The organism is Stetteria hydrogenophila, from assembly GCF_054657575.1.
On sequence record NZ_BAAHYL010000001.1, the window covers coordinates 586,429 to 607,117 of the forward strand.

A 20,689-nucleotide genomic window follows, 5' to 3' on the forward strand; every position below is an offset into this window, starting at 1 on the left:
CTCCGGCTACCCCGTCATCGCGGCCGCTATTGCCTCCAGGTTATAGGGCTTCGCGTAGGGCCCGTGGAGGCGGCCCCTGCTCATCACGAGGATCCGGTCCGACACCTCCAGGAGCTCGTCGAGGTCCTCGGAGAACACGAGGACCCCCGCGCCCCTCGATGCGACGCTCACGAGCACGCTCCTAACCTCCATGGCTGCCTCCAAGTCGAGGCCGGCCGTGGGGTTCATGGCGACTAGGAGCCTCGGCCTCCTCAGCACCTCCCTCGCAACGATGAGCCTCTGCATGTTCCCCCCGCTCAGCGAGTCCACGGGGTCCTCCGGGCTCCTAGCCTTGACCCTGAGGAGCTTGATGGCCTCAACCGCGAGGCTCCTCAACCAAGCCCAGTCCACTAGGAACCCCCGCCTGGTGAAGGCGTGGCCCAGAGCGACGTTGAACGTCACGCTCTTCCCCGGCACGAGGCCCCAGCCGAGCCTCTCCTCGGGGACCACCGCCATGCCCAGCTTGATCCTCTCAATCGGGGGCGCCCTGGTGGCGTCGACCCCCGCTATGAGCACCCTGCCCCTCTCCGGCTTCAGCGTGCCGACGATCGCCTCGAACAGCTCCCTCTGCCCATTGCCGGCTACGCCTGCGATGCCCACAACCTCGCCCGGCCTAACCTCGAGGCTGGCCCCGCGGACGGACCAGCCTCCATGTCTGCCCCTGACCCACGCGTCCTCGACTCGGAGGAGCGGCCCCCCATGCTCCGGGGCGGCGCCAGCGGCGGAGGCGGGGGGAGCGGGCCTGGCGGGAGGCTTGGAGAGGACCTTCTCCCCGAACATCAGCTTCATGAGGTCCTCGGGCCTCGCCTCCCCCGCCCTGAGCACCCCCACCAGTTTCCCGGCGCGCATCACCGCTATCCTGTCCGAGGCCTCCAGCGCCTCCCTGAGCTTGTGGGTTATGAACACTACCCCCCGCCCCTCGCTTGCAAGCTTCCTGGCGAGCCTGACCAGACTCTCCGCCTCGGCCACGGTCAGGTGCGTGGTCGGCTCGTCTAGGAGTAGCACTTTGGCGTCGAGCGCGAGCGCCCTTATGATCTCGGCCCTCTGCCTCTCACCCATCGAGAGCCCCGAGACCCTCGCGTCAGGGTCAACGTCGAGGCCGTACTCCTCGGCGAGCCTCCTCACAAGCGATCTCAAGGATTGGAGGCTGAGCCTCCTCCCGGCGAGCTTGAGCGTGAGCCCAATATCCTCCACGACCCTGAGCCCATCGAAGAGGCGGGGGTGCTGGGGCACCAGCACGACTCCAGCCCTCAGGGCGTCGAGGGGCCCCCTGAACCGGGCGGGGCGGCCCTCGACTAGCACCTCGCCCCTCGTGGGCTTCAGCTCGCCGGCTAGGATCCTGACGAGCGTCGTCTTCCCAGCGCCGTTCTCGCCGAGGAGGCCCAGCACCTCGCCGGGGTAGACGTCGAGTGAGACCCCGTCGTTAGCCACGACCCCGTTCGGGTAAACCTTCACTATACCCCGGGCGGAAAGAAGGGGGGTGGTGGGCAACGCCTCTCCTCCACCCTCCAAGCCCAAAACCCCTTCCAGGAGCCAGGGGGCTAGACGAGCGTCGTTATCGACTCGTGGAACCAGTCGATGGTCCAGAGCTCGTTCCTGCCGAGCCTCACGCCCTCGGGCACCTTCAGCGTCGGCTCCTCGAGCGGCTTCCCGGTGGCGTCGATCTTGTAGCCCCTGATGGGCCCGGTGAAGGGCTCGAAGAGCAGCTCCTTCATCTCCTCGTACCTCCTCTTTATCTCCTCCAAGGCCTTCGCGGGTATCGCCTGCGTGTTGAGCGGGGCCAGGTAGACGGCGCCCTCCGGCTGGCCGGCGGTGGACTCCTCCACGGGCCTCCTCCAGCGGATGGGGGTGAAGTCGCCTATCCTCGCCCAGACGTCCTCCTTCACCGCCGCGCCGGCGTAGAGCTTGACGAGTAGGTACTCGTAGATGGGGGCCCAGTTCGCTATCTGGCCGGTGAGGTGGTTCCTCAGGGTCCTACCCTGCTTCTTGAAGTACTCGTACATGTTGCTATAGTGGCTGAAGCTGTAGACCTTCATGCCCTGGTCCCAGTAGGACTCCGCGGTCTCGGGTATCGCCGTTGAGTCCTCCGTGTAAGCTATGACGTCCACATCGTACTGGTCCACGAGAGCCTTGGCGGCGTCCCTGGCCTTGTCGGGGGCGAACCAGCTGTTGAGCGGGGGAGTCACGTATATGTTGAGCCTCGAGCCGTCGCCGCACTTGCCCATCAGCTTGGCTCCATGCAAAGCCCCGATGGCGAAGGCGTTTATGTGCCTGACCACCTCGGGGATGAGGAACGCTGGGACGTAGCCCACGCTGCAGGTCTCAGTGACTGCTCCGGCTGCAATGCCGTTGAGGTAGTAGAGCTGGTAGAACTCCGCGAAGTACGTCGCCACGTTGGGGAGGTCCTTGAACTCCTCCCACGGGCCGCTGCAGTGGTAGAAGCGGATCTCAGGGTACTCCCTGGCGAGCCTCTTAACGGCGTCCATGAATCCGTAGCTCGTGGCGAAGACTGCGTCGTAGCTCCTCTCCTCCAGCTCCCTCTTTATGACATTGTAGGCCTCGGTCTCGCTCACATTCTCTATGTGAACAGTCTCCAGCCACGGGTACTTGGAGTCCACGGCCTCCTTCGCGTCGTGGTGCGCCCTGGTCCAGCCGTAGTCGCCTATGGGCCCGACGTATATCCAGAGCGCCCTGATCTTCCTGCCGCCTTGAGGCGTGGTGGCTGGGGCGGGCGTGGAGGTGGTGGTCGTCGTGGCGGTGGCGCCGGGCGTCGTGGGGGCCTGCCGGCCTCCCTGCTGCCTGCCGCCCGCTAGGTAGCCGGCCACTCCCCCGAGTACCAGGCCGCCTGCGAAGGCGGCGGTGAGCTTGAGGAAGTCCCTCCTGGTGACGCCGGCCATCCCGGCTCCCCGTGCGGGGCTGCCGCGGGGTCGCGGTTAAAATGGGAGCGTGTCATCGCCGCCTCCACGGCTAGTTGTCATAGCTGATGCAACGTTTCACCCGGGCTTCTTGACCCTCACCACCGCCTCCACGTGGCTTACCCCGCTCCTCTCCCTCCACTCGTCCCCGACCACCACGAGGGCGGCGACGCCTGCTAGGCTGGCCCCGCTCCTCTCCACGAGCTTCCTCATCACGGCGAGCGTGAAGCCCGTCTGGACTATGTCGTCCACTATGAGCACCCTGTCACCCCTCTTGATGGAGTCCCTGGGTATGTAGAATATCCTGGAGACCCTTGGAGACTCCACTATGTGCTCCTCGATGTAGTCCGCGAGCGGGTTCTCCTTGCTCCTCCTGGCGATGACTAGGCCCACGTTGAAGATCAGGGACATGGCGGTGGCGAGCGGGATCCCGCCCGCCTCCGGTGCGAGGATCTTCGTAACCCCAGCGCCCTGGAAGCGCTCGGCCAAGTCGAGGGAGGCTATCTTCAGCATAGCCGGGTCCTCGAGCACCGGCGAGAGGTCGAGGAGCCCGCCGTACCTCGCGGCGGCCTCGAGGACCAGCATGGCCGGCTTGAAGGCCCCCCGTATCCTCTCCCACAGCTCCACCGCCTTCAAGGGGCTCGGCGCCACCGAGCCAGACACGTACTTCGCCAGCCTGGCCTTGTCGACACCCAGCCTCCTAGAGAGCTCGGTGTAGGTGTACCTCTCCTTCAACGCCCTGAGGATGTCGACGACCAGCACCTGGTACTTAAGCCTGCCGAGCCCGGGCTCCAAGCCCTCAAGCCTCCCGGATGAGCGCGTGGTTGGGTTATGGGTTGAAATACCCGCCCCCGGCCCCTACGCGGTGCCCGGGGAGAATGGGCGTGGCGAGCGAGGCTCTCAAGCGGACCCCGCCGCTCAGGATGCTAAGGGACCACATAGGCAACCCCGTCTACGTGAAGTTGAAGGATAAAAGCGAGTACATCGGCACGCTGAAGATGACCGACAACACTATGAACATCGTGCTGGAGGACTGCGTAGAGGTCAGGAACGGGGGCAAGGAGATCGTGGCCAAGTACGGCACGGTGTTCGTGAGGGGGAGCATGATCCTCTACGTGAGCTTCAACCCCGAGAAGGCGGCGCCGGACTACACCGGAGCCTAAACAGGGGCGGCGGCCTCGCCCCGTGGGAGGCCCATCCTAAAACCCCTCGGCGCGCTCGGGGAGGCTTAGGCGCCTCCACTCCCCGGGGAGGCCGGCCCCCCGGCCTCTCCACGCTGGGAGGGCTGCGCGGCTTTGGAGGGCCCCGGCTGGCTGGAGGGGCTGAGGTGGAGCTACAGGCTCAGGGCTAGGGTGGCTCTCGCCCCCTGGGAGGCCGGCGAGGCCCTCAGGGCCGAGCGCGGGTCGCTCGTGTGGGTGGGCCACGGCTACAGGCTGGCCCGCGTCGACTCCAAGGGCGGGGGGCTAGTGGTCCTGGATGGGGCCCCGTTCCCCGTCGAGGCGCTGGAGTGGGCGTCGAGGAGGAGGGTCATCATCGCCTACGTCGAGGGCGAGGGGGTCTCGGCCGTGGAGTGGAGGCGTGGGAGCGGCTACGTCAAGCTCGCCCCCACCCGCCCCGGGTGGCCGCCCACCATTGAGATCGACGGGATCCACATGCACCGCGTCGAGGGGGTGGACCCCTTGACTGACGCGAGGGCTAAGGTGAGGGCTGCCAGGGTGAGGCGGGGCCACCGGGTGCTCGACACATGCGCGGGCGCCGGGTACACGGTTAGGGCGAGCCTCGAGGCGGGTGCCTCGGAGGTCGTCGCCTTCGAGGCGAGCGAGGCCGTGCTCTGGGTGGACGAGAGGAACCCGTGGAGCGAGTGGCTCGGACGGGGGGAGGTAAGGCTCTACCACGCCGACGCCACGAGGGCGATCGAGGCGCTCCCCGACGGATACTTCGACAGGGTGATACACGACCCCCCGAGGCTGACAGGGGCGACGAGCGGCCTCTACTCCACGGAGTTCTACAGGCAGCTCTACAGGGTCCTCAGGCCGGGGGGGATACTCTACCACTACACGGGCAACCCGGGGAGGCTGAAGCGCCTCAACCTCCCCGGCCGCGTGGCCTCAAGGCTGAGGAGCGTGGGCTTCGAGGACGTGAGGGTGGACCCGAGGAGCCTGGGGGTGGTGGCTAGGAAGCCGAGGTGACCCCCTCGCCGCCGTCCTCGGGGACGCCCTCGAGGCACTTGTAGAGCGTCCTGTACAGCTTGTCCTCCTCGCCCGCCGTCAGCTCCCTCGCAGCGGGCGCCGCAGCCTTGGGGTCGTCTAGTATCGAGGCCACCGCGTGGACCAGGGAGACCGCCGCCCTCCTCACCCTGGGGTTGGAGAGCACGTACTCGACGAAGTCCACCGGGTCCGTCGCCACGGTGCTGGCGAGGGACTTGAGTATCCTGAACGTTATCCCGTAAATCCTGGGGGAACGCTTCCACCTCTCCTTCACCGTGAGGGAGAAGGCTGTGGCGATGACGTAGCTCAACCCGATCGTGTAGGCCACGGACTCCTCGTGCTCACTCACCGTTGTATGGATCACCTTGAACCCAGCCTTCTCGAAGATCCCGGCGGCGGCCTTCGCACCCTCCTCGCCGTGGCCTGGCACAGGCATGACTGCGACGGTGTGCACCCTGGGATCCCTCGCGCCGGGGCCGAAGAGCGGGTGGACGCTGGCGGCGAGCACCTTGGACGGCACGGACTCGTAGGCCTCCACCACCCCCTCCTTGAACGTTGATATGTCGAAGACCAGCCTGGCCTTCGCCTCCGGCCTTGCTAGGAGGTCCGCTAGGTAGCTGATCACGGGCTTCATGGCGTCGTGGCTGACCGCCACCATCACGGCGTCAACCCTGCCCACGAGGTCTTCGAGGCTCTCCGCCACCGCGTAGCCCGCTGCCGACGCCCTTTCCAGCGCCTCCCTCCTAATGTCGTGGAACACGAACTCGAACCCGGCGGGCTTCATGAGCCTGGCGAGCGTTAAGCCCATCCTACCCGCTCCCACGACGCCGATTACCTTGAAGTCCATTCCCTGCACCCGCCTAGCGCGCTGCCCACGCTGGGGCCCTGCCCCCCTGGTGGGCGCTATGGACGGATTCAAGTGCTTTACGCGCTCCTTCAGCGGTTAAGTTGCGCGGTCCAAGGCGGCTAGCAGCCCTCCTGCTCCTCGCGGCACAGCCTCACGATCTCCTCGAACACGCTCCTGAACCTCCCGGCCCGGCGTAGCACCTCCTCCTCCCTGCCGGGATCCCTCACCGGCGCCCCCGCCCGGCGCTTGGCCTCGCCTATGGCCCGGCATAGCCTCATCCTCTCCTCCAGGAGCCTGAGTATCTCGGCGTCGATCCAGTCTATCGCTCTCCTAATATCCTCGACTTCACGGGCTGCCATGCCAGCCACCTCAGGAGGTGGTCAGCCAGCACTATGGAGACGTAGGCCTCCACCACCGCGACGCCGCGGATGGCTATGCAGGGGTCGTGGCGGCCCCTCCCCTCTATCACCGTCTCCTCCATAGCCTCCAGGTCGACGGTCCTCAGGGGCTTCCTTATCGTCGAGGTCGGCTTGAACGCCACCCTCACCACGAGGGGCATCCCGTTGCTTATCCCCCCATTCACCCCGCCCATGTTGTTGCTGGCCGCCACCACCCTGCCGTCGCGGAGCACCCACTCGTCCGCCGCCTCGCTCCCCCTCATGGAGGCAAGGCGGAAGCCCGCCCCGACCTCGACGCCCTTCACTCCGGGGATGGACATGAGGGCCTTCGCGAGGTCGCTGTCCAGCCCGTCCATCGGGGGCTCCCCGAGGCCCACGGGGAGGTTGAACGCCACCGCCTCCACTACGCCGCCGAGGCTGTCGCCCTCCGCAACCGCCCTCTTGATCTCCTCCTCGATCCTCGCCGCCGCCTCGGGGTCGGGGCAGCGGACGGGGCTAGAGTACACCCTCTCCCTGAACTCCGGGTCGTCAACCGGCTCGACGCTCGCCTCAACGCTCCCCACCCGCTTGATGTAAGCGTAGACCCTCACGTCGAAGAGCTCGAGGAGCCGCCTCGCCACCGCCCCGGCGGCGACGACGCCCGCGGTGAGCCTGCCCGAGTTGTGCCCCCCGCCCCTGTAGTCGTTGAACCCCCAGTACTTCACCCTCGCAGCATAGTCCGCGTGCCCGGGCCTGGGCTTCCGCTTCACGACCTGCTCGTAGAAGCTCGAGTCCACGTCCCTATTCCTGATGAAGACCAGTATCGGGCCCCCCGTCGTCCTGCCGTTGAAGACGCCCGCCAGTATCTCCGGCCAGTCCCCCTCCCTCCGGGGCGACGTGAGCGGCCCCCCGGGCCTGCGCCTGGCCAGCTCCCTCGCCAGGTACTCCTCGTCAACCGGGATCCCCGGGGGGCAGCCCTCGATGAGGGCCCCCACGCCCTTCCCGTGGCTCTCCCCGAATATGGAGACCCTGAACATCCTCCCGATCAAGGCCCGGCCACCACCTCCGCCTCGACGCCCAGGCTCGAGAGGTGGTCGAGGAACTGGGGGTAGGAGTCCCTGATCCTCTCAGCCCCCACGATCTCGACGGGGCCCTCGGCCGCGGCGGCCGCGACGGCGAGCATCATGGCTATCCTGTGGTCGCTGTAGGCGCTGGCCCTCCCCCCGCGGATCCTCCCGCCCCTGATGAATATCCTCCCCCCGTCCGCCCAGGCCTCGACTCCCACCGCCCTGAGGGCGCCGGTGATGGACTCGAGCCTGTTCGACTCCTTGAAGGCCAGGTGCTCGACGCCCTTGAGGACGGTGACGCCCCTCGCGTGGGCCGCTACAGCAGCGACGGCGGGCGCGAGGTCGGGCGAGTCCCTCAAGTCGGCCTCCACCGCCTCGAGGGAGCCGGTGGACTCGGCCTCCACGAACCCGTCTCCAGCAGTGACGCGGGCGCCCATAGCCCTAAGGATGTCCACGATCGCCCTGTCAGCCTGGACCGTCGCCGGGGTCGAGGCCCTCAACCCTCACCCTGCCAGCGATCGCCCCGAGGGCCAGCATGAACGCTGCGGAGGAGTAGTCCCCAGGCACCCTGAACTCGGCCCCCCGGAGCCCCAGCCCCCTCGGGGCGAAGTACTCGTAGCCGTCCCTGTAGAACCGGGCGCCGTAGGCCTCCAGCACCCTCAGCGTCACGTCCAGGTAGGGCCTGGAGGCCACGGGTCCTATGGCCTCGACCTCCAGCCCGGCAACAGGCGCTATGAAGAGGAGGGCGGTGGCGAACTGCGAGCTGTGCCTCGCGTCAACCCTAACCCTCCCCCTCCCCGGGGGCCCCCTGACCGCGACGGGCGGGTAGCCGTCGCGGGAGAGGCTCTCCACCCCAACCCCGGCGAGGGCGTCGAGGAGCGGCTTCATCGGCCTCCTCCTCAGCGTCTCGTTGCCGTAGAGGAGCACGGGCTCACCCACCAGGCTCGACACGGTGGTCGCTATCCTCAGCGTCGTCCCGGAGCCGGCGCAGTAGATCCACGCAGGCGGCTCGGGGCGGCCGCAGGCGCCCTGGACCCTCACCGCCCCCCGCGTCCACTCGAGGCGGGCGCCGAGCCTCTCCACGGCGGAGAGCGTCGCCTCAGTGTCACCTGAGACGAGGGGGTTCCGCACCATGGACTCGCCGCAGGCGAGGAGCGAGGCGAAGAGCGCCCGGTGGGTGTAGCTCTTCGACGGAGGAGCCTGCACCGAGCCCTCGACTCGCCTGGCTGGGCGCACCCTAAGGATCACGCTACCCACCCCCCAGGATCCCGGCCTCCAGGATGACTATGCCGGTGAAGCCGCTCCAGGCCTCCCTCACCGCCCCCGGGTCCCTGGTGACGGCGAACACCGCCGGGCCCTTACCGGAGACCCCCGCCGCGAGCACCCCCGGGGAGGCTAGCGCCCTCGCCGCGAGCTCCGCCGCCAGCGGGTCCCAGCCTGTGGCTGCGAGCGTGGTGAGCCCGTTGAGCGTCATCGCCGCCAGCCACTCGCCCTCCAGGGCTAGGCGGGCCGCCCTCTCGTAGGCCCCCCGGAGCGCCCTGAACGCCTCGGGGTCCACGGTGTCAATCCTCCTCTCCCCCCTCACCGCGGCCACGACGTAGAGTCCGTCCTCCACCGTGTAGTGCCTGAGGATCCTCATGGAGGGGTTGTCGGTCACGAAGACGCCGCCGGCGACCGTCGCCAGGGAGTCGTCGAACGCACCCGTCACCGTGAGCCCCGCCCGCCTCGCCACCTCGACGCCGAGCCTCGCCACCCCCACTGCGTTGAGCCTCTCCCCCGCCGCGTCCAGGAGGGCGGCGGTTACAGCGTTGACCACCGCGCTGCTACTCTTCAGCCCCGAGGCGGGCGGGATCCCGCTCCTAACCCTCACCAGGAGCCCGCCCTCCAGGCCAAGCATTGAGGCGAGCCAGGCCAGCGCCCCCGCCAGGCGCTCCGGGGGCTCCACCCTGCCCCAGGGCGTCGCGGAGTCGATGGAGACCCCGCGGCCGCCCGGGTCGACCTCGACGGCGGCCTCGACCGGGATGTCGACGCCCACCGCGCCGCCCACACCCGTGGCTATGGCGTTGACCACGCTAACAGCCGCGTGAGCCCTACCCACCCCCCGGGGCACCCCCCTCACCCCCGCCGCGGCCCTGGAGGGCCTCGAGAGCGTACCTCCTCAGCTCCCCGGCGTCCACGTCGAGGCCGAGCCAGATCCTGGCGTTCACGGCGGCCTGGTGGGCGAGCATCCAGAGGCCGTCGACCACCCTGCACCCCCGGGCCCTCGCCTCGCGCAGGAGCCTCGTCTCGAGGGGAGTGTAGACCATGTCCACGACCACCGCGCCCTCAGGGATGAGCCCGGCCGGCAGCGGCGTGGCGCCGGGATCCCCCATGGCCGACGGGGGAGGCGTTCACCACCAGGTCGACGCCGGAGGCCAGCTCCGCGAGGCTCCCCGGCTCCGCCCTGGCCCACCTCGCACGCTTCACCCCCCACTCGAGCGCCCTCCCCGCAAGCTCCTCGGCGGAGCGGCCACCCCTGCTCACGATCCTCAGCTCGTCCACCACCCTGGCGAGGGCGTAGGCCGCCGCCCTCCCCGCGCCGCCCGCGCCGATGAGGAGGGCCCTGGAGTAGCTCAGGGGCCCGGCCTCCCTGAGGGCGCCGAGGAGGCCGAGCCAGTCGGTGTTGAATCCCCTCAGCCTCCCGGACTCCACGCTCACCGTGTTCACCGCCCCGATCTCCGCGGCGTCCTCCGACGCCTCGTCGACGAGGCGGGCGGCGTGGGTCTTGTAGGGGATGGTGACGTTGAACCCCCTGGCCTCCCTCCTGAGCCTCTCGAACACCCCCGGCAGCTCCCCGGGGTCGCCGACCTCGAGGGGCTCGTAGCTCCCCGGGATCCCGGCGCGGGCGAGTAGCCTGTTGAACATCGCCGGGCTCAGGCTGTGGGAGACGGGCCTCCCTATGATGTAGAGCCTCACAGGGCCCTGAGGAGGCGCCAAAGCGTCACCACCTCCTCCACGCCCGGCTGCCCGGGGGCCGCTGGTCCGCCGTGCTCGTGGGCGTAGGTGAAAGGCGCCCCCAGGAGGGGGGCGGCGATCCTCGAGATCATGCACCCCTCGCCGGCGGCGAACGCTATGAGCCTCCCCCTCATCTCCGCCACGGCCTGCATCGCGGCCAGCTCGTCCCGCGGCTCCCTGCAGGCGTAGACAACCTTCGCCACCGCCTCCCCGCCGGGGATCCCGGCGAGCGCCTCCCGGGCTATCCTGAGCACCTCCCCAGCGGTGAGGGGGGAGTCGAGCCTGTGGTGCGACGCTATCACCGCTACCCCGGCCTCCGCGGCGAGCGACGCCACGGCCTCGAAGGCGGGGCTCCTGGCCTCGACGTCGACGTAGTCCACGCCGGCCTCCACCGCCTTGGAGAGGATCCAAGCCTTAACCTCCGGGGGGCCCGCGTAGCGGCCGCCCTCGCCCGCGTCGCGGAGCGTCGCCACGACCCTCCTCCCCCTCCCGTGGGCGGCCTCCACCACTTCCCTCAGCCGGCCCGCGGCCCCGCGTGGGTCGCGGAGGTAGTCGAGCCTCAGCTCCACCACTCCAGCCCTCGCCCTCTCGACGGCTCCAAGCATCTCCTCGACCGTTCTCGCCGCTATCACGCCGCAGACCCTCGAGTAGGGATCAGCCTCGGCACCCACGACTCCAGCACCCCCCAGTCGACCTCTACTATCTCGAAGTCGCCGAGCCTCCTGGGTAGGGGCAGCCTCGGTTTGCCCCTCCTGAACTTCTTGTCCAGCCTCAGCGCCGCCAGGGGATCCCCGGGGAGGGGAGGGGCCTTGAGGGGGAGGCCGAACGCCCTCAGGGTCTCAGCGAGCAGCCCCGCCTCCTCCTCCGGGAGCCCGGTCAGCTCCACCGCCATCCGTGACTCAGCGTTCAACCCCACCGAGACGGCGTAGCCGTGGGGGATCCTGTACCCGCTCGCGGCCTCCACGGCGTGGCCTATGGTGTGGCCGAAGTTGAGGACCGCCCTGTACCCGGCCTCAGTGTAGTCCCTCTCCACGACCTCCAGCTTCACCGAGACGCTGAACTTCACGACCTCCTCAAGCACGCGGGGATCCCTAGCCTTCACTCCAGGCGCCTTGGAGCGGAGCCACTCAACCCACTCCCTCCCCTTGATGGCGGCGTGCTTCACCACCTCCGCGAAGCCGGGCGTGTAGGCCTCCTCGGGCGCCCCGGCGAGGATCGAGGGGTCAACCACCACCAGGTCGGGGTGGTAGAAGGCCCCGACGAGGTTCTTCACGCCCGCCGCGTCGATCGCTGTCTTGCCGCCTATGGCGGCGTCGGCCTGGGCGAGCGTGGTGGTGGGGACGTAGGCCAGCTTCACCCCCCTCATGTAGGTCGCCGCGGCGAAGCCGGCGGCGTCTAGCACCCCGCCGCCCCCCACTGCTACGAGGAGCGTGTCCCTCGTCGCCCCCGCCCTGGCGAGGAACTCCCAGATCTCCACCACGGCCTCAATCGTCTTCGCCTCCTCCCCCCGCCTCGCCGGGTGCACGAGCGTCCTCAGCCCGGCCTCCTCGAGGCCCCTCCTCACCCTGGCGACGAGGCCGCCAGGGATCCCGGGGTCGTGGACGACCACCGCCATGTAGGAGTCCAGGCCCGCGGCGAGCCGGGGGAGCAGGGAGAGGGAGCCGTTCCCCACAACTATCCTGGCCCTCCTCTCGCTCCTGAGGGTTAGAGTAGCCTCATCCACCTCAGCTCCCCCATGAGGCGCTCGAACATCTCGATGGTGAGCTGCTGCCTAGCGTCCGAGAGCGCCCTGTCCGGGTCGGGGTGGACCTCCACCATTATCCCGTCCGCCCCGGCGGCGAGCGCCGCCTTCGCTAGGGGCGGGACCAGCTCCCTCCTCCCAGCGGCGTGGCTCGGGTCCACTATGACGGGGAGGTGGGTCCTCTCCTTCAGCACGGGCACCGCGGCTATGTCGAGCGTGAACCTGGTCGAGGTCTCGAACGTCCTGATGCCCCTCTCCACCAGGACGACCTGGTCGTTCCCCTCTGCGAGTATGTACTCGGCCGCCGCCAGGAGCTCGTCTATGCGGGCGCCGAAGCCCCTCTTGAGGAACACCGGCTTGCCCGCCCTGCCCACCTCCCTGAGGAGGGGGAAGTTCTGCATGTTCCTAGCCCCGATCTGGAGGGCGTCCGCGTACTCGGCGACGAGCTGCACCTGCCTGGGGTCGAGGACCTCCGTGACGACTGGGAGCCCTGCCTCGTCCGCGGCCATCCTGAGGAGCTTGAGCCCCTCCACGCCGAGGCCCTGGAAGCTGTAGGGCGACGTCCTCGGCTTGAACGCTCCGCCCCTCAGTATGTGGGCCCCGGCCCTCTTCACAGCCAGCGCGGCGGTCCTGATCTGCTCCCACGACTCGACGGCGCAGGGGCCCGCCACGACGACGGACCTCCCCGCGCCTATCTTCACCCCTCCAACATCCACTATAGTCCTCTCCCTGTAATCCTTAGTCACGAGCTTGAGGCTCACGAGATCTCACCCCTGACCCGCTCGGCCATCCTCTCGGGGGTGAGGCCCATGTACTCCAGGAGCTCGGGGTAGCTGCGGGCGCTCGTGCCGAAAGAGTCCCGGACGCCTATGCGGACCACCCTCGTGGGGGCCTCCTCGGAGAGGACCTCGGCGACCGCGGAGCCTAGGCCGCCGTAGACGCTGTGGTCCTCGAGGGTGAAGACCAGGCCGGCCTTCCTGGCCTGCCTCACCACCGTCTCCCTGTCTATGGGTTTAACCGTGTACACGTCGACCACGCCCGCGTGGATGCCCTGCCTCCTCAGGATCCTAGCCGCCTCCAGGGCCACGCCGACCATCGGGCCGTAGGCGTAGATCACAGCGTCGACCGCGTCGATGAGCACCTTGGAGCCCCCTACCCTGAACTCCTCACCCTCCTCGTAGACCACGGGGGCGTCGTCCCTGCCGAGCCTCAGGTACACTGGCCCCTTGTGGTTGAGCACCGCCTCCAGCACGAGGGCCCTGACCGCTGCCTCGTCCGCGGGGACAAGCACCGCGAACCCCGGCAGGGTCCTCATGAGGGCGACGTCCTCGAACGCCTGGTGGGACGCGCCGTCCATGTAGTCCTGGAGGCCTGCGTGGGTGCCGACTAGCTTCACGTTCAACCCGTCCCTAGCTATGGTGTTCCTCACCTGCTCCCACGCCCTCATCAGGAACATTGCGAACGCCGCGGCGACGGGGATCTTGCCGGCTATCGCCAGGCCCGCGGCGGTGTCCACGAGGTCCTGCTCGCTTATCCCTATGTTGAAGAATCGCTCGGGGAACGCCCTGGCGAAGGCTATGGTCTTCGTCGAGGTTGGCGTGTCGGCGTCTAGCACTACCACGTCCCTGCAGCGCTCGCCCGCCTCGACGAGCGCCCGGCCGAGGGCCCTCCTGTAGCTCCCCCTCCTACTCTTCAACGCCTCCACCGCCTGCACCCCTGCTCCTGACTATGATCACCTTCGGCTTCCCCTTGACGCTCGAGAGCCTCTCCAGCGCCCCCACTATCGCCGCGAGGTCGTTGGGGACCTCCTCGACGTGCCAGCCGAACGCCGCCCACCTCGCCGCGAGGGGCTCCTTCGGCTTCACCTCCTCCGTCGGCCCGGTGTGCTGCGTCATGTTCCTGTCCACGATTGCGATCACGTTGTCGAGGCCCAGCGACGCCGAGGTCGCGGCGGCCTCCCACACCTGGCCCTCGTCAAGCTCCCCGTCGCCGAGGAGCACCGCGACCTCCCTGGCGACGCCGTCTATCCTAGCCGCGAGCGCTATCCCGTTGGCTATCGACAACCCCTGCCCCAGCGAGCCGCTCGACGCCGCGACGAGCCCCCTCAGCCTCAAGGCGTCCGGGTGTGACTGGAGCCTCGACCCGGCCCTCGCGAAGGACTCCAGCTCCTCCTCGCCCAGCACGCCCACCGTGGCGAGCCACGCGTAGAGCGCAGGCGCCATGTGGCCCTTGCTCAGCACCACAACCCTCTCGACGCCGCTCAGCGCCCCCACGGGGACCCAGTAGCCGTAGAGGGCCGCGACTATGTTCAGCGACGAGAGCGAGGACCCGACGTGCCAGCCCCCGACGGGGGCGAGGAGCTTCAGGAGCCTCCTCCGAGCGGCCTCAACGCGCTCGGAGAGGAGGCTCAACCCCTCGGGGCCCGGCTTCAGGCCCCGGGCGAGAATGGAGTGGACCGCGGACGGGTTCAATATTGGCGCTGCATCACGCCCCATTGGCGCTCCATCGCGCCCCCAAAGCCCGGCTGCCTCTCCACCCCGCTCCACCTCCTCAAACGTCGACCCACCCAAGCCGGGCCAGGGGGGTTAATATGCGCTTCCCCCCGTTCTCCCCCGGGGAAACCTGGATCTCCGGGGAATTACCAGACCACCCCGAGATGCGGGTAGGAGCGGTGGAAGCCCTCGGCGGCTTGGGGCGGGGAGGAGTGGTGCGGGGGGTGGGATTCGAACCCACGCAGGCCTACGCCAACGGGTCTTAAGCCCGCCCCCTTTGGCCGGGCTCGGGCACCCCCGCGCCTCCAGAACCTCCAGAGGTGGGTACCCACCCTGGGGGCTGTAAGCTTTACCTTGAACCCAGACCACGCCCGGGGCTTCCCGGGGGCCCGCCTCCTACTCGGGCCCGGAGCCCTCCCCGCCTCCGCAGAGCGGGTCGCCCACCCTGACGCCGACCTCCCTGCAGTACCTAGCTAAGGCCTCGGGGCCGCAGTCCTGCTTGTAGCAGCAGTACTTCCCCGCGAGCCCCCTGTTACCCGCGAGCCTGCGGCAGTCGTGGTAGTGGAGGTACTGCACCTCCCCCACGGCCTCCTGGGGGATGACGTAGTAGTCCCCGCACCTCTCCGCCCCCGGGATCCCGGGGTCCCCGCTCGCCTTGAAGGCGATGACTAGGCGGAAGCGCGGGTTCACGTAGAGCGTCAGCCCCGGGACCTCCTCGTCGCTGTAAACCTCCTCCGAGCCGGCCAGGGCGAGGTAGGCGTAGCCCTCGTACTCCGAGCCGCCCGCCACGAGCGTGGCCTCCCCGAGGGGGAGGAGGATCCCGGCAGTGGCCTCGGAGCAGGCGTAGACCTCCTCCGCCACGCTCCACGCCCTAACCGCTCCCTCGTCGTCTAACCCGTAGTCTACGATAACCGATGCGCCGTCCAAGCCCGCATACACCACGCCGCCCCCGGGATCCCGGGGTTTATGAAGCGACAAGAACCCGCCCGCCGCACGCGGCCCCGCAAGGGTTGGAGCCGTGCCGGCACGCCTAGTCAGGCTCGCCCCGCTCGACTGCGGCGACCCCCCGGGCCTCCGCGAGCTGGCGGGGGTCCTGGCCAGGCTGGTGGGGGAGCAGAGGGTCTGGGAGACCCTCCACTTAGAGGGCGGCTCGAGGGTGGCCCCGGCCTCTAGGCAGCTTTGCTGGGGGCTCAGGCTGCTAGGCGCCAGCCTAGCCCCTGCAAGCTTCGAGGCGCCGGAGCCGGCCGACGTGCCGCTCGGTGCGCTCGGCGTCTACGACAGGGTCAAGGACCCGCCCTTCGCCCTAGCATACCCTTCACCCGCCAGCCTCAGCCTCGCCCCCACCCCGCTCGCGGGCCTCGGGAGCCTCTGGGGGGTCCCGGTTTACGCTAAGCTCGAGTACCTCCACCCCCTCAAGCCGGCTGGGGGGAGCTGCCCCCGGGGCGCCGGGGTCCCGGGCAGCCTCCAGCCCGCCGCCTCAGGGCTCCGGGCCGCTGTGGAGCTGGACCTCCAGCTCAGGGCCCTGAGGGTGAAGCCCCGCGCAGTCGCCGCCCCCCTCGACGCCTGCTGCACCGCCGAGGCCATCGCCTTCTACGCACGCCACAGGCTCCCCGGGGCGCTAGCGGTCGCCGTGAAGCCCCTCTGGGCAGAGGCCCCCGCGGAGTGCGCGGAGCTAGGGGCCCGCGCAGGGCCCTGGGAGACGGTCGAGGTTAGCCTAGAGGACGCTGTGAAGGCCGCGGCAGAGGCCTTCGAGGCCTCAGGCGTAAACCCCGGCCCCCTCGGCGGCGCGGCGCTAGCCGCAATCAAGAAGCTCGCCCTAGAGGGCAGCCTAGACGGCCCAGCAGTCGCCGTGCTACCCGACGCAGGCCACCGCCACCCCCAGGGGGGAGGGAGCGCCTAGCAAGCCCCCGGGAAGCCACGCCCCCGCCCCTCCCTGGGGGATCCCGCGGTGCCTCGGAGGGGGATCCTTCCCCTGGGAGCCCTGCAGGCTGGAGTGCAGCGTTGGCCGTTGGATGGATGGTCGCAGTGCTTCTCGATCGGTGAGCCGCTGGGCAGGGTGGTTTATAATCCAGGCCCAGCACAGCCTGAAGCAGGGTTTTTACACGCGTTAAACCTGGGTGGCTGGGATGGCTGGGTTGAAGATACTCGTCTGCGGCAAGGGTGGCGTGGGGAAGAGCGTCGTCTCGACTCTGATAGCGAAGGAGCTCGCGAGGAGGGGCAAGAAAGTCCTGTTCGTGGACTCGGACGAGTCCAACATGGGGACTCACATGTACCTCGGCCTGCCTAAGCCTAGGGACTTCATAGGCTACCTGGGCGGGAGGAAGGAGGTCAAGTCGACAATACTCAAACCCCTGGAGGAGGGGAGGGAGGTCAACCCGTTCAGGGAGATGAGGATAGATGACCTCCCAGAGGAGTACGTCGCCAGCAAGGGCGGCAACATCAAAATGATCGTAATAGGCAAGATCCAAGACTTCGGGGAGGGATGCGCGTGCCCGATGGGGGCTGTGGCGAGGGAGCTCCTGAAGTCGCTAAAGCTCGGGGACGACGAGTACGTGGTCGTCGACACTGACGCTGGGATAGAGCACTTCGGGAGGGGCGTGGAGGAGGGGAGTGACGTCATAGTCGTGGTCATGGAGCCGAATCACGAGTCAATCAAGCTTGCGGAGAAGATTGCAGAGATGAGTAGGAAGATAGGGAAGAAGGTGGTGAGGATCGGGAACAAGGTCGACGAGAGCTTGAAGGGGTACATAAAGGCGGACGCCTACCTCCCCTACAAGAAGGAGATCCGCGACGCCTGCCTCCTCGGGAAGGAGATCCCCCTCGTCGACGAGGCCAAGGAAATCGTGGACGCCATCCTCAAGGCAGCCTCGCAGCCTTAGCATGGAGTATTATGGAGAAACGAAACACTAGACATCCCATCCCGCTGCAGGCCTACACCTCCACCCTTGCTTTTCCAGGCATCGAGAAGCATTCAAGCCCTAGCCTCCGCTATCAAGGCCGGACCGCTTGGGGCTGCAAGCGTTCCCCCATTAACCTTGGCTCCGAGGCGAGCTGAAGGGTTAATTGGGGCCCAGTCTTTAAATTCAAGCGTGGGTGTGCCCTAGGTGAGCATGCTTCTAGCGGTGCTCGCCGGCTTTGTTCTCAACGTGATCCTAGCCCCATTCAAGGTAGTGGGGCCCCTCCTGGCTGGCTTCGCGGCGGGCCTCATAGCAGGCGGCGGGCCCGAGAGAGGCGCGCTTGCAGGGCTACTCGCGGGCGCGCTGCCCGGCCTCACACTAGCCTTGGTCCTAGCAGTCGTGGGGGGCGCCCTCGGGGGCCCGCTCGGCTTCCTCGTGGGTAGCCTCGCAGGCCTCGGTGCGGCGCTCTTCACGGCCTACACGGCCATACTCAGCATGATAGGCGGCGCGATAGGGGGAGCACTGAAGGAGTGACGCACCCCAGGGTCTGTGGCGCGTAGGCGTTCAAGGGAGGCTGCCGGGGCGTTGCGTTGATTGCATATTTACCGCCGGGGTATGGCTGACCCTGAACTCTCCGGGGGTGTCTTTGCCGTGGAGGTCTACGCCCTAGTGACCGGTGGCAGCAGGGGCATTGGGAGGGCGACCGTGCTGAGGTTCGCCAGGGAGGGCTGGAGCGTGGTTGTAGCCTACAGGGAGAGGAGGGACAAGGCTGAGGAGGCCGCCAGGGAGGCGAGGCGCCTAGGGGCCCCCGAGGCTTACACCGTCCAGGTAGACGTGGGGGACCCGGCGAGCGTCGAGTCCATGGCCCGGGAGGTCTCGGGGCTCGTGCCGTACCTGAACGTTCTCGTGAACTCGGCGGGGATCCTGCAGGTCGGCGGCTTGGAGGAGACCGGGCTGGAGGAGTGGGAGCGCACTATTAGAGTAAACCTCACCGGGGTCTACCTCGTGACTAGGGCGCTCCTCCCGCTCCTCGAGAAGGCCCCCTGGGCGTCCATAGTCAACGTCGCCAGCATAGCCGGCGAGTCCGGGAACGTCGCGGCGGGCATAGCCTACGCGGCGAGCAAGGCGGGCGTGATAGGGTTCACGAAGAGGCTCGCCATCCTCCTAGCCCCGAAGGGCATAAGGGTGAACGCGGTCGCCCCCAGCTTCGTCGAGACCGACATGGTCAGGGAGTTCCTCGACACGCCGGAGAAGAGGGAGAAGGTGAGGAGCCTCCACCCCCTCGGCATAATAATCAAGCCCGAGGACGTGGCTGAGGCAATACTCTTCCTAGCCCACCCCGAGAAGAGCAGGGCAATCACCGGCCACGTGCTCTCAATAAACGCCGGGAGGAGGACGTGAAGCCCAGGCCCGGGGGCCCGCCCCGCGCCCCCCGGGTTTTGACTCGCGGCCCTACTCGTCTTCCCTGAAGCAGTAATACTTCACAGCCGCCCCCCTTGAAACCTTGCCCTCCTCGATGTCCCGCCTGACTAGCTCTCTGGGCCGCCTGCAGGGATCCCCGTAGCCCCCGCCTCCGGGGGTGTTTATGTAGACCGTGTCTCCCCTGCGGAGGGTCACGGTGGCCTTGCCGGGGAGCCTCTCTACCTCCCCGCTCGCCCGGACTATGTAGTGCTCGCCCGGTGCCCCGGGGAGGCCGCCGTTGAGGCCCCATGGCCTTGTCATGGTCCTCTCCGCCATTATCGTGAGCACGGCCTCCTCGCTGAGTATCTTGAACGCCCTCGTTATGCCCAGGCCTCCCCTGTAGTAGCCGGGCCCGCCGCTGTCGGGCCTGAGCTCGTACTTGACGAATAGGAGGGGGTACTCGTTCTCCGCCCTCTCTATCGGGGTGTTGAGCGTGTTAGTCATGTTGGTGTGGACCCCGTCGACGCCGTCCATGGTCGGCCTGGCCCCGCCCCCTCCCCCTATCGTCTCGTAGAACGCCCACGAGCCGCCCCCGACCATGACGTTGTTCATGCTTCCCGCGCTCGCCGCGGGCACCCTGCCAGGGAACGCTTCGGCGAGGGCCCTGTGGATCACGTCCACTATCCTCTGCGAGGTCTCCACGTTCCCGCCGGACACAGGGGCGGGGGGTTCGGGGTTGACGAGGCTGCCCCTAGGCGCGTGGATCTCGACCGCGCGGAGGAAGCCGTGGTTGAAGGGCATCTCTGGGTCTATCACGCTCTTGAGGGCGAATGTTGTCGCCGCGACGGTCACGCCGTAGACGGCGTTCACCGGGGCGTCGACCTGCCTGTGGGTCCCCGTGAAGTCGACCTTCACCCCGTCGCCCTCCACCACGATCCTGGCGTGGATCGCCGCGAGGCCCCCGCCGGGTAGCTCTATGTAGTCCTCCGCCTCGTAGCTCCCCGGCCGGGCCTCCCTGGCTATCTTTCTCCTCGTGTACCGCTCGGTGTAGTCTAGGGTGTACTCCCACGCGTCCAGGATCGCGTCGGCCCCGTACTTGCCCGCCAGCTCCTTGAGCCTCCTCTCGCCCACGTTGAGGGCTGCGAGTTGCGCCATCAAGTCCCCCTTGAAGTGCCTGGGCGTCCTCACGTTCGCGCTGATCAGCCTGACTAGGTTCCACTGGATCACGCCCCTCCGGGCGAGCTTCACGGGCGGAACCACTACCCCCTCCTGGAGCAGCTCCCTAACGTCGCCTCCAATGCTCCCGGGGACCGAGCCGCCGACATCGACGTGGTGGGCTTTATTGGCCACCACCGCGATGAGGCGGCCCCCGGCGTAGACGGGCTTGAGGAGCATCACGTCGTTCAGATGGGTCCCCGCTATGTAGGGGTCGTTGACCATGACCACGTCTCCGGGCTCCAGCTCCTCCCCCTCCTCCCTGAGGCGCCTGAGAGTGTTCTCCACACCAACCGCCATGCTGCCCAGGTGGACTGGTATGTGCTCGGCCTGGGCGACAAGCAGCCCCTCGGGGCTCAGGATGGCGCAGGAGTGGTCCAGCCTATCCTTAATGTTGGGGCTGTAGGCGGTGTTCCTGAGGACAACCCCCATCTCCTCGGCTATGTATATGGCCGCGTTCCTTATGACTTCGCGGAGAACCCTGTCGCCGCTCAAGC

Annotated in this window: 24 protein-coding genes and 1 tRNA gene; 6 read left to right on the forward strand and 19 right to left on the reverse strand. The window is 68.2% G+C overall.

Translation table 11 applies throughout. The annotated features are described in order from the left end of the window. Positions 1–6: 6 nt before the first annotated feature. The 3 genes from ACYQ3J_RS03095 to ACYQ3J_RS03105 form a co-directional block, all read right to left on the reverse strand. Entirely contained in the window at positions 7–1,551 is a 1,545-nt protein-coding gene (locus ACYQ3J_RS03095; protein WP_460124349.1) for an ABC transporter ATP-binding protein, read from the reverse strand. Positions 1,552–1,580: 29 nt separating this feature from the next. Beyond that, positions 1,581–2,936, reverse strand: a complete 1,356-nt coding sequence (locus ACYQ3J_RS03100; protein WP_460124351.1) for a BMP family ABC transporter substrate-binding protein — start codon at positions 2,934–2,936, stop codon at positions 1,581–1,583. A 96-nt stretch (positions 2,937–3,032) separates the two neighbouring features. Then, positions 3,033–3,749, reverse strand: a complete 717-nt coding sequence (locus ACYQ3J_RS03105; RefSeq protein WP_460124354.1) for a phosphoribosyltransferase family protein — start codon at positions 3,747–3,749, stop codon at positions 3,033–3,035. Between the two features lie 128 nt (positions 3,750–3,877). On the opposite strand from ACYQ3J_RS03105, the gene ACYQ3J_RS03110 reads away from it, so the two are divergent. Further along, complete coding sequence (locus ACYQ3J_RS03110) at positions 3,878–4,117, forward strand: U6 snRNA-associated Sm-like protein LSm6 (RefSeq protein WP_460124641.1); 240 nt, start codon at positions 3,878–3,880, stop codon at positions 4,115–4,117. A gap of 132 nt (positions 4,118–4,249) precedes the next feature. Beyond that, positions 4,250–5,143: a methyltransferase domain-containing protein gene (locus ACYQ3J_RS03115; protein ID WP_460124357.1), complete on the forward strand. Its 894-nt coding sequence runs from the start codon at positions 4,250–4,252 to the stop codon at positions 5,141–5,143. Here the strand turns inward: ACYQ3J_RS03115 and ACYQ3J_RS03120 are convergent. From ACYQ3J_RS03120 to ACYQ3J_RS03190, 15 genes are all read right to left on the reverse strand, one after another. Further along, complete coding sequence (locus ACYQ3J_RS03120; protein ID WP_460124360.1) at positions 5,127–6,080, reverse strand: NAD(P)-binding domain-containing protein; 954 nt, start codon at positions 6,078–6,080, stop codon at positions 5,127–5,129. The genes ACYQ3J_RS03115 and ACYQ3J_RS03120 overlap by 17 nt on opposite strands. Positions 6,081–6,127: 47 nt before the next feature. Next, entirely contained in the window at positions 6,128–6,367 is a 240-nt protein-coding gene (locus ACYQ3J_RS03125; protein ID WP_460124363.1) for a chorismate mutase, read from the reverse strand. Beyond that, positions 6,328–7,434: a chorismate synthase gene (gene aroC / locus ACYQ3J_RS03130; RefSeq protein ID WP_460124367.1), complete on the reverse strand. Its 1,107-nt coding sequence runs from the start codon at positions 7,432–7,434 to the stop codon at positions 6,328–6,330. Before aroC ends, ACYQ3J_RS03125 begins: the two co-directional genes overlap by 40 nt. Then, positions 7,431–7,952 (reverse strand): 3-phosphoshikimate 1-carboxyvinyltransferase, encoded by a 522-nt coding sequence (locus tag ACYQ3J_RS03135; RefSeq protein WP_460124370.1) that lies wholly within the window; start codon positions 7,950–7,952, stop codon positions 7,431–7,433. The genes aroC and ACYQ3J_RS03135 overlap by 4 nt, the downstream gene beginning before the upstream one ends. Beyond that, complete coding sequence (locus ACYQ3J_RS03140) at positions 7,918–8,700, reverse strand: 3-phosphoshikimate 1-carboxyvinyltransferase (protein WP_460124373.1); 783 nt, start codon at positions 8,698–8,700, stop codon at positions 7,918–7,920. Before ACYQ3J_RS03140 ends, ACYQ3J_RS03135 begins: the two co-directional genes overlap by 35 nt. A gap of 1 nt (position 8,701) precedes the next feature. After that, positions 8,702–9,550: a shikimate kinase gene (locus ACYQ3J_RS03145; RefSeq protein ID WP_460124376.1), complete on the reverse strand. Its 849-nt coding sequence runs from the start codon at positions 9,548–9,550 to the stop codon at positions 8,702–8,704. Next, entirely contained in the window at positions 9,543–9,824 is a 282-nt protein-coding gene (locus ACYQ3J_RS03150) for a shikimate dehydrogenase family protein (RefSeq protein ID WP_460124379.1), read from the reverse strand. Before ACYQ3J_RS03150 ends, ACYQ3J_RS03145 begins: the two co-directional genes overlap by 8 nt. After that, positions 9,778–10,428 carry a shikimate dehydrogenase family protein gene (locus ACYQ3J_RS03155; RefSeq protein ID WP_460124382.1) on the reverse strand — a complete coding sequence of 217 codons (651 nt, stop codon included), beginning with the start codon at positions 10,426–10,428 and terminating at the stop codon, positions 9,778–9,780. The genes ACYQ3J_RS03150 and ACYQ3J_RS03155 overlap by 47 nt, the downstream gene beginning before the upstream one ends. Then, positions 10,404–11,117 (reverse strand): type I 3-dehydroquinate dehydratase, encoded by a 714-nt coding sequence (locus ACYQ3J_RS03160; protein WP_460124385.1) that lies wholly within the window; start codon positions 11,115–11,117, stop codon positions 10,404–10,406. The genes ACYQ3J_RS03155 and ACYQ3J_RS03160 overlap by 25 nt, the downstream gene beginning before the upstream one ends. Next, on the reverse strand, positions 11,075–12,169 hold the full coding sequence (gene aroB / locus ACYQ3J_RS03165) for a 3-dehydroquinate synthase (RefSeq protein ID WP_460124388.1): 1,095 nt from the start codon (positions 12,167–12,169) through the stop codon (positions 11,075–11,077). Before aroB ends, ACYQ3J_RS03160 begins: the two co-directional genes overlap by 43 nt. After that, positions 12,151–12,948, reverse strand: coding sequence for a 3-deoxy-7-phosphoheptulonate synthase (aroF, locus tag ACYQ3J_RS03170; RefSeq protein WP_460124391.1), 798 nt, complete (start codon positions 12,946–12,948; stop codon positions 12,151–12,153). Before aroF ends, aroB begins: the two co-directional genes overlap by 19 nt. Continuing rightward, on the reverse strand, positions 12,945–13,892 hold the full coding sequence (locus tag ACYQ3J_RS03175; RefSeq protein WP_460124394.1) for a transketolase family protein: 948 nt from the start codon (positions 13,890–13,892) through the stop codon (positions 12,945–12,947). The genes aroF and ACYQ3J_RS03175 overlap by 4 nt, the downstream gene beginning before the upstream one ends. Beyond that, on the reverse strand, positions 13,873–14,658 hold the full coding sequence (locus tag ACYQ3J_RS03180; RefSeq protein ID WP_460124396.1) for a thiamine pyrophosphate-dependent enzyme: 786 nt from the start codon (positions 14,656–14,658) through the stop codon (positions 13,873–13,875). Before ACYQ3J_RS03180 ends, ACYQ3J_RS03175 begins: the two co-directional genes overlap by 20 nt. 234 nt (positions 14,659–14,892) lie before the next feature. Then, a tRNA-Leu gene (locus ACYQ3J_RS03185) sits at positions 14,893–14,980 on the reverse strand. Between the two features lie 95 nt (positions 14,981–15,075). Continuing rightward, the gene (locus tag ACYQ3J_RS03190; RefSeq protein ID WP_460124399.1) at positions 15,076–15,606 is read right to left on the reverse strand and encodes a hypothetical protein; all 531 of its coding nucleotides are present in this window, start codon (positions 15,604–15,606) and stop codon (positions 15,076–15,078) included. Positions 15,607–15,697: 91 nt separating this feature from the next. Here ACYQ3J_RS03190 and ACYQ3J_RS03195 point away from each other — a divergent pair, with 91 nt between their 5' ends. The 4 genes from ACYQ3J_RS03195 to ACYQ3J_RS03210 all read left to right on the forward strand — a co-directional run bounded on the left by ACYQ3J_RS03195 (position 15,698) and on the right by ACYQ3J_RS03210 (position 18,977). Continuing rightward, entirely contained in the window at positions 15,698–16,579 is an 882-nt protein-coding gene (locus ACYQ3J_RS03195; protein ID WP_460124402.1) for a hypothetical protein, read from the forward strand. Positions 16,580–16,805: 226 nt separating this feature from the next. Further along, positions 16,806–17,558, forward strand: coding sequence for an ATP-binding protein (locus ACYQ3J_RS03200; protein WP_460124644.1), 753 nt, complete (start codon positions 16,806–16,808; stop codon positions 17,556–17,558). A 231-nt stretch (positions 17,559–17,789) separates the two neighbouring features. Further along, positions 17,790–18,110 (forward strand): DUF5518 domain-containing protein, encoded by a 321-nt coding sequence (locus ACYQ3J_RS03205; protein ID WP_460124647.1) that lies wholly within the window; start codon positions 17,790–17,792, stop codon positions 18,108–18,110. 117 nt (positions 18,111–18,227) lie between these two features. Then, on the forward strand, positions 18,228–18,977 hold the full coding sequence (locus tag ACYQ3J_RS03210; RefSeq protein ID WP_460124405.1) for an SDR family NAD(P)-dependent oxidoreductase: 750 nt from the start codon (positions 18,228–18,230) through the stop codon (positions 18,975–18,977). 51 nt (positions 18,978–19,028) lie between these two features. Here ACYQ3J_RS03210 and ACYQ3J_RS03215 read toward each other — a convergent pair whose 3' ends face one another. Beyond that, a complete protein-coding gene (locus ACYQ3J_RS03215) occupies positions 19,029–20,687 on the reverse strand; it encodes a hydantoinase B/oxoprolinase family protein (RefSeq protein ID WP_460124407.1) in 1,659 nt (552 codons plus the stop codon). Positions 20,688–20,689: the final 2 nt, after the last annotated feature.

Coding starts and splice junctions, on each gene's coding strand:
- ACYQ3J_RS03150 (WP_460124379.1), bottom strand. CDS start 9,824: ATGGGGGATCCCGGCGCCACGCCGCTGCCGGCCGGGCTCATCCCTGAG.
- ACYQ3J_RS03205 (WP_460124647.1), top strand. CDS start 17,790: ATGCTTCTAGCGGTGCTCGCCGGCTTTGTTCTCAACGTGATCCTAGCC.
- ACYQ3J_RS03125 (WP_460124363.1), bottom strand. CDS start 6,367: ATGGCAGCCCGTGAAGTCGAGGATATTAGGAGAGCGATAGACTGGATC.
- ACYQ3J_RS03100 (WP_460124351.1), bottom strand. CDS start 2,936: ATGGCCGGCGTCACCAGGAGGGACTTCCTCAAGCTCACCGCCGCCTTC.
- ACYQ3J_RS03110 (WP_460124641.1), top strand. CDS start 3,878: ATGCTAAGGGACCACATAGGCAACCCCGTCTACGTGAAGTTGAAGGAT.
- ACYQ3J_RS03200 (WP_460124644.1), top strand. CDS start 16,806: ATGGCTGGGTTGAAGATACTCGTCTGCGGCAAGGGTGGCGTGGGGAAG.